Genomic DNA, 15,566 nt, shown 5'->3' with positions numbered 1-15,566 from the left:
CTCCTCCTAGTAATCTTGAATCATTGAAATTCAGATATGTTTTTCATGGTACCAGACTATAATATTCATAGCAAACCGCAACATGACGCAGTTTTATGAAAAGCCTCTAGCAAATCGCATAGTTATAGGTGCTACCTCTATACCCGAATTGGTGAAAATTAATCAAACTTTATTAAAAAATATCATTTAATACAGCAAAAAACCCTCATTTTATTAAAAATGAAGGTTAGTTAATTAATTTCCTATTATACTTTATCTTTCACTCGCTGGATTGGAATATCGGCTACGATATCATTCATGACCCAGCTCGCGCAAATGAGTCCAGCAACAGATGGCACGAATGCATTCGATGCTGGCGGCATTTCAGCTTTACGAATCGGTGCATTCGGCTTTCCGACAGTACCCACAACATCTTCCCGAATCACTAAAGGACTTTCATCCGTGAATACAACTGGAAGTCCTTTTGAAATACCGGCTTTTCGCAATCGCAGTCGAATAACTTTTGCTAATGGATCAGTATGGGTTTTAGATATATCAGCAATCTGCAAACGCGTTGGATCCATTTTGTTTGCGACACCCATGCACGCGATTATTTTTATGTTTCTTGCGATACATTGCTCTGCAAGATGTATTTTGTAACTGATCGTATCAGAAGCATCTATGACGTAATCAGGTTTATAACTAAAAAACTCATCTGCCGTTTCTTCTGTGTAAAACATCTGAAGTGAAATGACTTCACAGTCTTTATTTATATCGGCAATTCTTTCTTTCATAACTTCAGCCTTTGAACGACCGACTGTCGAAAGATAGGCTACGAGTTGCCGATTCACATTTGTAATATCAACATCATCTTTATCAACGAGAATAATGCGTCCAATCCCGCTTCTTGCACAAGCCTCTGCAGCAAAAGAACCAACGCCGCCGATGCCTAAAATAGCGACCGTCATGCCCCGCATGCGTTCGACGCCTTCTTTTCCTATTGCTAATTCATTTCGTGAAAATTGGTGCAACAAAGGAAACCCCGCCTTTCCATAAGTAAAAGTTTTTCAGTAAATTTTATTTTTGCCAATAAAAAACCTCTCCGCAATTTCACCAGAGAGGATTAAGTTCTTCAAAAGGACGAATCCCGAATATGCCGTCTTTGAAGTTATCGTTTTGAACCCGCACTCGGCAGGTGGGTGTCCTATTCAATTGTTTTGACGTCCCCTGAGGGGCATGTCATCCGAATTGAAATGTGAACTCCCTACGATAGAAATGTTCGGTCAAAACTTAAAGGACAAATAACGAACACTTCAGGATTCGTATTAATGTAAGATTACCATACTTTATAAAAGAGTTCAATCAATTTACTAGAATAAATTTTTACTAATGGAGGAATATTTGAGTCAATTACTTTTTAGCGATTTTTATACCAAGTTCTGCAAGTTGACTTTCAGCAACATCATCTGGCGCAGCTGTTAGCAAATCACTTGCGCTTGCTGTTTTGGGGAATGCAATCGTATCTCTTAAATTCGTTGCCCCTGATAAAATCATGACAATTCGGTCGAGTCCGAATGCGATTCCACCATGCGGCGGCGTTCCATACTCAAATGCATCTAGCAAGAAACCGAATTGTTCTTTAGCATCCTCTTCTGTAAATCCGAGTGCTTTAAACATTTTTTCCTGTAGTTCGCGCTGATAAATACGCAGCGATCCCCCGCCTAGTTCATAACCATTTAACACCAAGTCGTAAGCTTGTGCTTTCACTTCTCCCGGGTTGCTTTCTAATTCTTCTTCATTTGCCGGCATCGTGAACGGGTGATGTGCCGCATAATAACGTCCTTCTTCTTCGTCATATTCAAATAACGGCCACTCCGTAACCCAAAGGAAATTGAATATCGACTCATCAATAAGTCCGCGTTCTTTCCCGATTTTAACGCGAAGCGCGCCTAATGCATCCGCGACAACCTTCTTTTTGTCAGCGACGAACAAAAGAAGGTCTCCAGCTTCTGCGTCAGCAGCCTGTTGCAATGAGTTCGCTAACTCGCCTTCGAAAAATCTTGCAATCGGTCCTGTAAAACCTTCTTCAGTCACTTTCAACCAAGCCAGACCTTTCGCTCCGTATAACGCTGCATATTCGCCTAATCCATCAATGTCTTTACGGGAGTAATCATCCGCCCCATTTTTCACATTAATAAGCTTTACTTGGCCGCCGGATTCAACCGTCCCGCTAAACACTTTAAATGGCGCATCTTTAACAACTTCAGATACATCTGTTAATTCCATTTCAAAACGCGTGTCCGGCTTGTCAGAACCGTATCTTGCCATCGCTTCATCATAAGGGATTCGTTTGAAGGGAGTTTCAATATCTATTCCTTTGACGTTTTTCATCACTTTTTTCATGAGGCGTTCATTCAATTCAATAATTTCTTCGATTGACATGAAACTCATTTCCATATCGATTTGCGTGAATTCTGGTTGGCGATCTGCACGTAAATCCTCGTCCCGGAAACAGCGTGCTATCTGGTAATAGCGGTCGAACCCGGAAACCATCAATAATTGCTTAAATAATTGCGGAGATTGCGGCAGCGCATAAAATTCGCCTTCATGCACCCTGCTCGGAACTAAATAGTCTCTAGCTCCTTCAGGTGTCGATTTCGTCAGTATTGGTGTTTCCACTTCCAGAAATCCTTCATCATCCAAGAAATTACGAACTGTCTTCGTTATATCAGATCGCATTTTAAATGTTCTTGCTAATTTTGGACGACGCAAATCTAAATAACGATATTTCAATCGTACATCTTCGCCTACATCTGTCTCATCTTCTATTTGAAAAACCGGTGTTTTCGCCTTATTAATAACCGTAACGTCACTTACTTTAATTTCAATGGAACCTGTTTTCATATTCGGGTTCTTTTGTTTTTCTTCTCGGGCAATTACTTCACCAGTAATACTTAGCACATATTCGTTACGAACTGTTTCTGCAATTTCAAGGGCTTCTTGCGAAAATGTCGGATTGAATACCGCTTGAACAGTTCCAGAACGGTCCCGAAGATCAATGAATATTAATCCGCCGAGATCACGTCTAATGTGCACCCATCCCTTTAATGTTACTATGTTTCCTATATCTGTTTCAGTTATTTCGCCGCAATAATGTGTTCGTTGTTGCATGACAGTCATCCGCCTTCCATTTACTTTAAACTTTCAGAATTCCATTTAACTTTTGTACTAAATCTTGAGTAGCTACCTTTTCTTGCGAACGATTCGCCATATTTCGAAGCATGACTACGTTTTCGGCTACTTCATTTTCACCGATGACGATCACCGTTTTCGCATTAAGACGATCTGCTGATTTCATTTGCGCCTTCATTTTCCGGCCTAAATAATCGGTATCAGAACGAATTCCAGCTTCTCTTAATTGACCGAGCAGTTTGATACCGGCTCGTTTTGCCTCGTCGCCAAGCGTGACGACATAAACGTCAAGAGCCGACTCGTCATCAAATGATTTACCTTCAGCTTCTAGCGCTAGAAGAAGACGCTCAATACTCATTGCGAAGCCGATGCCCGGCGCTGAAGGTCCGCCAATATCTTCAGCAAGCCCATTGTATCTCCCGCCGCCGCACAGCGTAGTGATCGCTCCAAATCCAGCTGAAGTGCTCATGATTTCAAATGCGGTATGATTATAATAATCGAGTCCGCGAACAAGCGTTGCGTCGACTTCATAATCGATATTCGCATCATCCAAATAATTTAGTACTTCCTTGAAATATGCCGCTGAGTCATCATTTAAATAATCCGCAAGCGAAGGAGCAGAAGCGATTAACAGATTTTCGGCATCTACTTTACAGTCCAATATTCGAAGCGGATTGTTTTCTAGTCTTGACTTGCAATCCGAACAAAATTCTTCAATATGCGGTTTAAAATGTGCAATTAGCGCTTTTTTATGTGACGCTCTGCATTCTGTATCTCCTAGGGAGTTTATCACCAATTTTAAATCAGTTAATCCCGCGCGTTTATAAACGTCTAACGCCAATGCAATAACTTCAGCGTCAATTGCTGGATCATTACTTCCAATTGCTTCAACACCGAATTGCACGAACTGTCGGTACCTGCCGGCTTGTTGACGTTCATAACGAAACATTGGCCCCGTATAAAATAGTTTGACGGGCTGGTCCGGATATCCAAACATTTTTTGTTCAACATAAGAACGTACAACCGGCGCAGTTCCTTCAGGTCGTAACGTCATTGACCGATTTCCTCGGTCTGTAAAAGTATACATTTCTTTTTGAACAACGTCTGTTGTCTCCCCTACCAGGCGTTGAAACAACTCAGTTTGTTCGAACATCGGCGTCCGGATTTCTTTATACCGGTACATTTCACATACTTCATTAATAAGCTTCTCAACTTTTTGCCACTTCCACGTTTCGGACGGTAATATATCCTGTGTTCCTCTTGGCACTTTGAAATTCATTATTATTCTCCTTTCGAAAATAAAAAAAAGACCCCCATCCCTTGCATATGCAAGGGACGAGAGCCTTTATAGCTTCCGCGGTTCCACCCTAATTGGCACAATACGTGCCCACTCGTAAATCGTATAACGGCCGATAACCGTCTTTACCTAATGAAATAGTTTCGTTCAGTAAAGAACCTCGGTGGTGTTGTTCGCTGCATTTGTTTGTAGGATGGATTTCAGCCACGTCCGTCCCTCTCTAGTCAAACAGCAATACAATTACTTTCCACGTCATAAGTAAATTTATTGTTAGTTACACATTAGCTTAATGATTTTTAATAGCCATGTCAACCTTTTAGCTAAAATTGTAGTTTTTTGTTAACATTTGCCTTATACTAGATTAAAAGAGGAGATGATGATTTGAGTAGATTTGGAAAAATTGCTCTCATATTCGTTCTTATTTTTGTTCTCGCATCAGATTTTTCTAGAACAGAAGCGCAATCAGAGGCAGCTATTATCGATACTGATCGACTCAATATTCGTTCCGGTCCGGGTCTATCTTACGGCGTGATTTCTACTTTGAATAAAAAAGATAAAGTCAGTATATTGTCGACTTACGGCGATTGGTACGAGATACAATTCAAAGGCAAAAAAGGTTGGATAGCAAAATGGCACACGATTAACGACAATGGGACGCGGACCCAAAACAATTCAGAGATTGCTTCCCAAGTTAATCGCTTGAACGTACGAGCTAAACCTTCTACTTCGGCAAACGTGCTTACGCAAATGAATGCTGGAGACGTCGCTTCGAAAACGGGACAACAAGGCGATTGGACAAGCGTTAATTTCAACGGGATAGTCGGTTGGGTACATACTAGCTATATTTCGACTACGTTACCAGATCAAGCAAGCAAGTCTAACAGCTCTTCAATTGAACATAAATACTTTACTGTCGCTGTAAACGGTCTGAACGTTCGTAGTTATGGCGATTTATCATCCAAACGAATTGGCCTTATTAAAAAAGGAAGTACATTCAAAGTACTCGAAAAAAGCGGCAATTGGGTTAAATTAGAACTTGGTAAAGGAAAAAGCGGATGGGTTTACTCTTTCCACGGGAAACTAACTAATACAAAATCAAATCATACCGATGTGAAATCAACACCAAAAAAGGCTTATATTCTATCTGATGGAACAAACCTTCGTAGAAATGCAACTACTTCTTCGGAAGTTATTATGCGCGCAAATGCAGGAAACCAGTTTCCTATCATTTCAGAAACACAAGATTGGTATGAAGTACGATTGCCATCGGGCGAGACAGCGTTTGTGGCAGCCTGGGTCGTTTCTATCAATGACGGGCAGGATTCAACTGTAAAACCGATTAAGAAGAATCGTGTACCAGGGACTTTGAATGGGTTAAACATTGTAATTGATCCAGGCCACGGCGGATTTGATACCGGCACGATTGGCGTCAATGGAACTTTCGAAAAGCTTGTGACACAGCGAACCGCTGAGATGCTGGCGAGAAAGTTGAAATCCGCGGGTGCAAATGTTGTCCTTACGCGCAATATGGATACATTCATTTCCCTTCAAAAACGTGTATCGATTAGTCATCAAAATGAGGCTGATGCTTTCATAAGCGTTCATTATGATGCTTCGATCGATTCATCGATAAAAGGTTTTACAACGTATTACACGCACGGTTATCAAAGAGAACTCGCGGTTGCAGTAAATAACGGTCTAGCTTCAGCCATACCGCTACGTAACAGAGGCGCTCAACCAGCGAATTATTTAGTTTTACGGGAAAATAGACAAAATGCTATTTTACTAGAATTAGGATTTTTATCAAATGCAATCGAGGAAAGCAGCGTCAACTCAGAAAGCTTCCGCGAACAAGCTACACAAGGAATTTATCAAGGGCTCATTACTTTCTTTGATAATCAATTAAAAAAATAACCTTACCGAAAAAGTGTATGGGGATGACATTCCCTGTACACTTTTTTTCGAATTAATTTATGGTTATAAATAATAGCGTAATTCATTGTTAAGGTTTCCATGGTTAAGGTTTCCATGGTTATATAGACTGTTGATTTCCGTTCCGGGAGTCACCGCCCTGCACTCCAATCAACTAATTCCTAGAATGTTTAATTATTATTGTCTGTCCATCTAGATGGACATGCTGGCAAGTAATGAGTCAAACGACCAAAGCAGCTACCAAAGCGACCAATGCCTGTCTCCAAACGACTAAAGCCGTTTATTTCCTCCTGCTTTTACCGACTAAAGATCCCCGAATCAAGAAATGTTGAAGTAATGAATGGCAACTACTCGCTGGATGTCCTAAAAAAATAATCCCATATTATTAGACATTCTAAAGGGCTCGCGAAAAGCGAGCCCTTTCAATTTCTATTTAGTTAGATAACCATTTTTACTTCGAGTCAATAATAACCGTAACAGGTCCATCGTTCACCAGGTCAACATCCATCATAGCGCCGAAAATGCCTGTTTCGACTTTCAGGCCTTCTTGTTCAAGCAACTCATTAAAAATATTCCATAACTCGTCTGCTTGTTCAGGTCTAGCCGCATCGATATAACTTGGGCGTCTGCCTTTTGAAGTGTTGGCATACAATGTAAATTGTGAAACTGACAATATGTCGCCGCCTACTTCAAGAATCGAATGATTCATTTTCCCTTCGTCATCTTCCCATAAGCGAAGGTTTGCAACTTTACCCGCGATGTATTTTGCATCTTCTATCGTGTCATTATGTGTTATTCCGACGAGAAGCACGTAACCTTTTTCAATTGACCCGGTGACTTCCCCGTTCACTTTGACTGAAGCCGGACCGGAACGCTGCAAAACAACTCTCATTCAGTATCCCATCCTAACTTAATTAATCACACGTTCTACAGAATAAATATCTGGAACTTGCTTAATACGATCCACAATTCTGAGCAAATGCGCGATATTCGTAATTTTAATTGTCATATTGATTCTTGCGATGCTTTCACGATCTGCTTTTCCGCTTACCGCAACGATTGGTGTTTTTGTTTCGGCGACAACCATCATGACCTCATTGAGCAAGCCTTGGCGATCGAAAGCTGAAATTTCAATATCCACCTGGAACTCTTTTCTTTGTTGTTCTGGTTCTACAGCCCACTCAACCTCGATAATTCGGTCGGAATTTTCATCATCCGCAAGAATGTTGGGACAATCCGTCCGGTGAACAGAAACCCCGCGTCCTTTTGTGATGAACCCAGTAATGTCATCCCCGGGAACTGGATTGCAACATTTAGATAGGCGGATTAATAAGTTATCGATTCCTTTAACAATCACGCCGGATTCTGTAACCTGCTTTTTTTGAGATGTATTTTGTATATCTGATACAATTTTATTAATTGTTTTTTGTTCTTGGCGTTCTTTCCTCAATTTTTCCGACAATCGATTGACAACTTGTTCGGCCGTAATTCCATTAAAGCCAACCGCCGCACACATATCTTCTTCAGAAGCAAAATTGAATTTATCACAAACGCGTTCGATATTTTGATTGGTTAATACGTCTTTAACAACAAAATCTTGTGCTTTTATTTCTTTTTCAATTAAATCTCGACCTTTAATAACATTTTCTGCACGCAGTTGTTTTTTAAAGTATTGGCGAATTTTATTTTTCGCTTGAGATGAATTAGCGATTTTCAACCAATCACGGCTTGGTCCGAACGACTGTTTAGAAGTTAAAATTTCGATAATGTCCCCTGTCTGAAGTTCGGTGTCAAGCGGCACCATTTTGCCGTTCACTTTAGCGCCGATCGTCCTGTTTCCGATTTCGGAGTGAATACGGTATGCAAAGTCGATAGGCACTGATCCAGCTGGAAGTTCTAATACATCACTTTGCGGCGTGAATACGTAGATCATATCCGAAAACAAATCGAATTTTAAGGATTCCATAAATTCTTCAGCATCCGAAGATTCATTTTGAAATTCAAGAATTTCTCTGAACCATGTCAGTTTGGAATCCAGATCTTTTGGATCATTGGAAAGCGACTTGCCTTCTTTATAAGCCCAGTGCGCAGCAACCCCGTATTCCGCGATTTTATGCATTTCCGCAGTTCTGATTTGGACTTCAAGGGGATCTCCGCCCGGTCCAACGACAGTCGTATGGAGCGATTGATATAAATTCTGTTTCGGCATGGCGATATAATCTTTGAATCTACCCGGCATAGGCTTCCAAAGTGTATGAATAATACCAAGAACTGCATAGCAATCTTTTATACTTGAAACAATGATTCGAACTGCAAGTAAATCATAAATTTCATTGAATTCTTTTCCTTGAATGACCATTTTACGATAAATGGAATACAAATGTTTTGGACGTCCCGAAAGATCCGCTTCGATATTCATTTTTCCGATTTCAGTTTTTATTTGGCCCATTATATTCGCTAAATAATCTTCTCGTTCCGCCCGTTTCCGGTTCATCAAATTGACAATCCGGTAATATTGTTGAGGTTTCAAATAACGAAGGGCGATGTCTTCAAGCTCCCATTTAATCGTTGAAATACCGAGTCGATGGGCTAATGGCGCAAATATTTCAAGCGTTTCAGCCGCGACTCGACGCTGTTTTTCGGGTGATACATGTTTTAAAGTACGCATATTATGTAAACGATCCGCAAGTTTAATTAAAATAACACGAATATCTTGGGCCATTGCGATAAACATTTTACGATGGTTCTCAGCTTGTTTTTCTTCTTTGGATTTAAATTTCAGTTTTTCAAGTTTTGTCACGCCATCAACGAGCATGGCAACTTCTTCCCCGAATTCACGGATAATATCTTCACGAGCTACGTCTGTATCCTCGACGACATCATGAAGAAACCCAGCTGCAACCGTTGATGGGTCCATTTCCAATTCAGCGAGAATCCCGGCAACTTGAATCGGATGGAGAATATAAGCTTCACCTGAGCTTCTAAATTGTCCTTCATGAGCAGATTTCGATGCTTCATAAGCTTTTTTCACAAAGTTCACGTGCTCTTCATTCATATACGAAGAAACAAGTTCAAATATTTCTTCTGCCGTCATGTCTCGATCTTTCGCCATAATAATACTCCTCCAACTAGATCAGCAATGAGAGCAAAAAGATTAACAACATTCCCGCTCCATTCCTACTTATTACGAAAAAATGATAATACTCTTATTGTATGTATAAATGCATGCAAATGTAAAGCAAGGAGTACATAAAAATCCCCCGCCATTGAGCGGAGGACCTCTATTAGTACGTTATTAGCGCACGCACGTCATATCCAGATATTTTTTCTCGACCATTTAAATAGGATAATTCAATCAAAAATGCGCATCCGGCTACAACGCCGCCTAATTTTTCAACTAACTCGATGGTTGCACCGATTGTTCCACCGGTTGCAAGTAAATCATCGACTATAAGCACGCGTTGACCTGGTTTAATGGCATCGCTGTGAATCGTTAATGTATCCTTTCCATATTCCAAATCATAATCGACACTTATCGTTTCACGAGGCAACTTACCTGGTTTTCGCACAGGGGCAAAGCCGATTTCGAGCGCATAAGCAACAGGACAACCGATGATGAATCCACGTGCTTCAGGCCCTACGATTATATCTGTATTAACCTCTTTTGCATATTTCACAATTTCATCTGTAGCAAATTTATATGCCTCTCCATTATCCATGATTGTTGTGATATCTTTAAAACTGATACCTTCTTTCGGATAATTTGGAACAACTGTTACATAGTCTTTTAAATTCATGAGTAAATTTCCTCCCCGACTTTTGTGCCGTTACGTATTGTGTCGAACCATGATTTCAATTCCATATAAGGTGCATAAAGCAACCGTTCTTCAAGTTTCATTTGACTCTTTCTCTCTATATAAGCGGGCGCTTCTTTCAAATCACGTTTTTCGACCGTATCAGCAATGGATATTACTCCATCCTTAATAGTAACAAATCCTAGTTCAGAAAACACCTTTGACATGAATTTAATTGAATCATTTCGCCAGCCTTTATGTTTTGCAAGCTTTTCACCATTCTGCACAAAGTCAAAACTCCCTCGGCTTTTAATGAAACTATAATACCAGCCGAATTGCTCACGGCTCGGTAACCCGTCGAAATAACGCGATTCAGGAACATGAAAATGCGCATAAATCCGTTCTGGAATATATTCCTTAACGATTTCTTCTAATAGCGAGACATGGGTCGGTATATCCAGCAAAACGATGTTCGCCGCCTTCGATACTGCATCTTCCCCGTATAAGTGAATCGAATTGCCGTTCAGTACAGGACGAAATTGTTCAATGGTATGTTCGTGGAACGCAATGTATGCAGTATTGACCACTGGAATTGAATGTAACCACCTTGACGCCTCCCGAATTCCTCGCAGATCAAACAACTGCCATTCGTCGGAAAGGATATCCCGAACGAGCAACTGCGGCTTTTTGTTGCCATTCCATTCATTCACTTGTAAATCGCCGACAACAGATAATTTAACATTAGGCGTAATTTGATCTGCTATGTCGCCAAATCCGAAACCGATTGTGTCCAGTGACAAACCGCCATCGGTTAAGTCGAGTTTCATATGGTTTTTTGCTGCTCCAATTTTCCTGACAGATCCGGCAATTAAATCTTCGAATAAATAGGTCGGTTTTTCAAAACCCATTCCGAAGGGACGCAATAACTCTAATTTCTCGAGCGTAGTTACATCAATTTCTTCTAGCGTTAGCGGTACATCAATCGAAAGTTTTGGTATGAGTTGTTCCTCGGTCAAAACCGACTCGGCTTGACGATTTAAATTTTCACGTAGCAAATGAAGGTTTTCAACATCTACAGTCATTCCCGCTGCCATCGGATGTCCACCATAGCCGGCAAGAATATGTGCATTTTCAGTAAGCTCCTCGTACATATTGAAACCATCGATGCTTCTTGCCGACCCTTTTGCAATGCCAGCCTCGGAATCTATCGATAGAACAATTGACGGACGGTAATACTTTTCAGTTAATCGAGAAGCGACGATTCCCACAACACCGGAATTCCAATTTTCTTTCGCGATAACGAAAACTTTCGGGATTTCATCGCCGTACATTTCCATAATAATCGCTTCAGCCTCTTTGGTGATTGTAGATACGAGTTCTTGTCTTTCTTTATTTAAAGTATCCAGCTTTTCTGCCAGTCCTGTTGCAATGCCTGCATCAGTTGTTTTCAATAAATCAACCGCAGGTGATGCATCACCAAGTCGCCCGACTGCATTTAAACGCGGACCAATCATGAAGCCGATTGTCTCTTCCGTAAGTTTAGATTGCTCGGTACCGGCGATTTTCGTTAGAGCCTGTATAGAAGGTCTTCTGGAAGAACGGAGACGTTTTATGCCTTCTTTCACAAAGTATCTGTTTTCTCCTCTGAGCGGTACAAGGTCGGCAACTGTGCCAATTGCGACAAATTCTAATAAATCAAAAGGAATTTCATCGAGAAGCGCGGATGCAAGTTTGAATGCAACCCCTACACCTGCAAGGTCTTTGAATGGATAATCACCATCAGGATGACGCGGGTGTATGATAGCATCCGCATCAGGCCATGTTTCACCTGCTTCATGATGGTCTGTAATGATTACCTTCATGCCAAGCGTCTTAGCGAATGCAACCTCGTCAATCCCAGAAACACCGTTATCTACCGTAACAATAACCGATGCGCCTTTATTATATATTTCTTGAAATAAATCCTTATGCGGCCCATAGCCATGTTCAAATCGATCTGGAATAATAAAAAACACGTCCGCACCAAGTTGTTCAAGAGCCGTTGACAATACAGCGATACTAGTCACACCATCTGCGTCATAATCTCCATAAATTGCAATCTTTTCTTTATTTTCAATCGCATTTTTAATTATAGTAACTGCCTTTTTCATGTCATTCATCAAATATGGGTCGTGCATAGACGATTCATCCATATGTAAGAATAGCTTTGCTTCTTCCGGATCAGTAATGCCTCTAGAGGCAAGTATTTTCGCATGCACACTCGGAATCGCTAAAGCGGATGACAATTTTTCAACAACAGTTTCATCTGGACGTTCAATCATCCATTTATTTTTTGATTCAATCAACACTTTCACATCCTTAACTCTATTATAACGGATGCTAGTGTTTGTGAGTAATTTTTTGGTTGTGATTATTTCATCAAAAAAGTACAGCACTGACCACATTGAGCCAGTGCTGTACTTTTTGCAGTTATTATTTCAAGTTTTCTCTCCATCATCAACAGGATCATCGGCGGGCACTAATTTTTGCAACTCCATGATTTGGTTCTGCTGTGCTGCGATTGTTAATTCCTTCGCGTTTACATCTCTCATCAATTCTTTAATGCGGTGATTCGCGAGAACAAATCGGAACATCGCTACAATTCCGCTTATTGCCGCGCCTAGTAATGCTGAACAGAGAATGACAAGTACGAGTGGCCATTCGGATGTGCCGAATGCATAATTTACAGGAACAGCGTCTACATTCAATACTGAAAAGACCGCAATAATAATAGCAAATAAAAGTCCGAGTAGCCATGTCCATTGAAATTTCATAAAAGATTCCCCTTTCCACCCAAAAACAGGATATACAAGAGTATACCCTGTTTCTATTAGTTCTGAAACCATTTATACAACAGGTTCTATCGATACCATCATCAATTAAAAAAACTAACTGAGCAAACTCCCAAAAAATAGGATAATAATGAGGTGAAAAAACAGGATATACACTAAGTATATCCCGTTAAAGTTAATTTAGGAATAAATTATACAACAGGTTCATCAGATCCCCATTGCTTTTTCTCTTTATCCACTTTAATAGTTCCCTTTTTGCTTATTTCACGTTTCTTCAATGCATACCAGATTTGGGCTGAAATGAAGATCGACGAATATGTCCCCGCAAGTAGTCCGATTAAGAGCGCAATTGAGAAGTTCTGAATGGACTCAGCACCTAGGAACATTAATGCGACTACAACTAAAATTACTGTAAGAACTGTATTCACAGAACGACCTAATGTTTGTCGCAATGATTTATTTACAATATCTGCAAGCGCATCTGCGTTATCAATTTTCCCGATTCGTTGCAAGTTTTCTCGAATCCGGTCAAATGTAACGATTGTATCGTTAATGGAGTAACCGACTATCGTCAATACAGCCGCGACAAATGTTATGTCTACTTCGAGTCGAAGTAAACTGAATACTGCAATCATAAAGAATGCATCGTGGAAAAGTCCGATGATCGAAGCAAGACCCATTCTCCACTCAAACCGGAACGCGACGTAAATGATGATTCCGATTGCTGCAAATAAAAGTGCGTAAATCGCATTTTTTACGAGTTCCTTACCGACTGTTGATGAGACGGAGCTGACATTCGGCTCGGCGCCATAAACGGAAGAAACTTCAGCTTTCAGTTTGTTTATTTCTTCTTGTGAAAACTCTTCTGCGTATCTGACAACGCCAATTGATTGATTTTCCCCAGAAATAACGATATCTGTGGATGGATGACCAATTGAGCTGATATATTCAGATACTTCTTCAGTTGTCAGTGGTTTATCCGCCATGATTTCAACGCGTGTACCACTAGAGAAGTCGATACCAAGATTCAATTTAAACACACCGAGCATGATTGCTCCTGCGATTAGTAAAATGATTGAAATCGTGAAGAAGCGTTTTCTATTATGCACGAAATCTAAACGATCGAATTTCGTAGTAAGATCAAGCGTATCCACTTCATCTTTCGGTGAGTGAACACGGCTTTTTGATATTCCGAATAATCCAGGTTTATCATCAAGTATTCCACTTCTGACGAGAAGACCAAGGAGAAGTCGTGATCCCCAAACCGCAGTCAAGAAACTCACCAGGATACTGATAATGAGCATTAACGCAAATCCTTTAACAGAGCTTGTCCCGAAGACAAATAGAACTAATGCCGCAATGATTGTCGTAATGTTCGCATCTAAAATTGCGGTGAATGCCGATTTCGCACCGGATTGGAACGCCTCAAAGACTGATTTCCCGACGCGCAATTCCTCTCGTATTCGTTCATACGTTAAAATGTTCGCATCGACCGCCATACCGACCCCGAGCATAAGTGCCGCAATCCCCGGAAGTGTCAGAACCGCGTTTATGCCTGTAAAGACCACTAAAATCAAGTAGATATAGACAGATAGTGTAATAACCGCGATTAGGCCTGGAATGCGGTAGTACAGTACCATAAATATAAATATTAAAGAAATACCGATAATACCAGCTAAAATTGTTTTATTCAGTGCTTGTTCACCAAATTGAGCGCCGACAGATGTCGAATAGATTTCTTCAAGCTGAACCGGTAATGCACCAGCGTTCAAAATTCCTGCGAGTTCTTTCGTTTCTTGAACTGTGAACGAACCACTGATTTCTACGTTTGCAGAATGAATTGGCTGGTCAACACTAGGTGCAGAGACGAATGCCGGATCAGGCTTCATGATTTCTTCCTTATAAGAATCGACACCCTCTTCAAAATCCAACCAGATAACTAAAATGTTTTTGCCTTGCGGTTTTAATTTTGCAAGTTCAGTCGTGACCTCGCCGAATTTATTCGGGTCTTTCATTTCAAGCGTAACAACAGGTTTTCCATCTTGGCGAAAATCTGGTTTCGCTTTCCCTTCTTTCAAATCCGTACCATCTAGAATGAGATTGTCATCTGTATCTCTGAATGTTAGATTTGCTTGTGTAGAAAGCAGTTCTCTTGCAGCTTCTTGATTTTCAACACCTGCAAGTTGAACTCGGATACGATCCGTCGATTCTATTTGTATCACCGGCTCGCTAACTCCGATTACGTCAATTCGTTTTCGTAATGCGCCTGCCGTGTCACTAACCATGCTTTCCGTTATTTGGCCATCATCTTTTATTGGTTTGACTTGATACAAGACTTCAAATCCACCTTGCAAATCTAGTCCCAGTTTCACATCTTTTAATATCGGATTTACGGTCGTTCCTATCGTCGACGCGAAAATGACGAGTAGTAGTAAAAACGATACAATCCGTCCTCTAGTTTTCATAGTGAAAATTCCCCCTCATTCTGATGAGTGGTACTTCCTTTTATGTACGCACTCGAAAAACACAATAACCTTATTA

Annotated in this window: 10 protein-coding genes, 1 other RNA gene and 1 other annotated feature; of the genes, 1 reads left to right on the top strand and 10 read right to left on the bottom strand. The window is 40.6% G+C overall.

Translation table 11 applies throughout. From position 1 onward, the window contains the following. Nucleotides 1-245: 245 nt before the first annotated feature. The 4 genes from G8782_RS01105 to hisS form a co-directional block, all read right to left on the bottom strand. Nucleotides 246-1,013 carry a tRNA threonylcarbamoyladenosine dehydratase gene (locus G8782_RS01105; RefSeq protein WP_172369071.1) on the bottom strand — a complete coding sequence of 256 codons (768 nt, stop codon included), beginning with the start codon at nt 1,011-1,013 and terminating at the stop codon, nt 246-248. Between the two features lie 106 nt (nt 1,014-1,119). Then, nucleotides 1,120-1,302: non-coding RNA, 6S RNA (ssrS, locus tag G8782_RS01100), on the bottom strand. An 87-nt stretch (nt 1,303-1,389) separates the two neighbouring features. Then, complete coding sequence (gene aspS, locus G8782_RS01095) at nt 1,390-3,150, bottom strand: aspartate--tRNA ligase (protein ID WP_172369070.1); 1,761 nt, start codon at nt 3,148-3,150, stop codon at nt 1,390-1,392. A 25-nt stretch (nt 3,151-3,175) separates the two neighbouring features. Next, a complete protein-coding gene (hisS, locus tag G8782_RS01090; protein ID WP_172369069.1) occupies nt 3,176-4,450 on the bottom strand; it encodes a histidine--tRNA ligase in 1,275 nt (424 codons plus the stop codon). 49 nt (nt 4,451-4,499) lie between these two features. Next, nucleotides 4,500-4,733 (bottom strand) — a binding site (T-box leader). 116 nt (nt 4,734-4,849) lie between these two features. On the opposite strand from hisS, the gene G8782_RS01085 reads away from it, so the two are divergent. Continuing rightward, a complete protein-coding gene (locus G8782_RS01085; RefSeq protein ID WP_172369068.1) occupies nt 4,850-6,382 on the top strand; it encodes an N-acetylmuramoyl-L-alanine amidase family protein in 1,533 nt (510 codons plus the stop codon). Between the two features lie 469 nt (nt 6,383-6,851). Here the strand turns inward: G8782_RS01085 and dtd are convergent, their stop codons facing one another. The 6 genes from dtd to secDF all read right to left on the bottom strand — a co-directional run bounded on the left by dtd (nt 6,852) and on the right by secDF (nt 15,490). Next, nucleotides 6,852-7,292 carry a D-aminoacyl-tRNA deacylase gene (gene dtd / locus G8782_RS01080; protein WP_172369067.1) on the bottom strand — a complete coding sequence of 147 codons (441 nt, stop codon included), beginning with the start codon at nt 7,290-7,292 and terminating at the stop codon, nt 6,852-6,854. 18 nt (nt 7,293-7,310) lie between these two features. Continuing rightward, nucleotides 7,311-9,512 (bottom strand): RelA/SpoT family protein, encoded by a 2,202-nt coding sequence (locus G8782_RS01075; RefSeq protein WP_172369066.1) that lies wholly within the window; start codon nt 9,510-9,512, stop codon nt 7,311-7,313. A 172-nt stretch (nt 9,513-9,684) separates the two neighbouring features. Further along, entirely contained in the window at nt 9,685-10,197 is a 513-nt protein-coding gene (locus G8782_RS01070) for an adenine phosphoribosyltransferase (RefSeq protein WP_172369065.1), read from the bottom strand. Continuing rightward, nucleotides 10,194-12,539: a single-stranded-DNA-specific exonuclease RecJ gene (gene recJ / locus G8782_RS01065; protein ID WP_172369064.1), complete on the bottom strand. Its 2,346-nt coding sequence runs from the start codon at nt 12,537-12,539 to the stop codon at nt 10,194-10,196. Before recJ ends, G8782_RS01070 begins: the two co-directional genes overlap by 4 nt. Nucleotides 12,540-12,671: 132 nt before the next feature. Beyond that, nucleotides 12,672-13,007 carry a LapA family protein gene (locus G8782_RS01060; protein WP_172369063.1) on the bottom strand — a complete coding sequence of 112 codons (336 nt, stop codon included), beginning with the start codon at nt 13,005-13,007 and terminating at the stop codon, nt 12,672-12,674. 209 nt (nt 13,008-13,216) lie between these two features. Further along, entirely contained in the window at nt 13,217-15,490 is a 2,274-nt protein-coding gene (gene secDF / locus G8782_RS01055) for a protein translocase subunit SecDF (protein ID WP_172369062.1), read from the bottom strand. Nucleotides 15,491-15,566 lie beyond the last annotated feature (76 nt).

This window comes from Sporosarcina jiandibaonis, from assembly GCF_013184495.1.
Classification (GTDB): Bacteria; Bacillota; Bacilli; order Bacillales_A; family Planococcaceae; genus Sporosarcina; species Sporosarcina jiandibaonis.
Note: the sequence above shows the minus strand (reverse complement) of the source record. Positions and strands in the feature narration are given on the sequence as shown.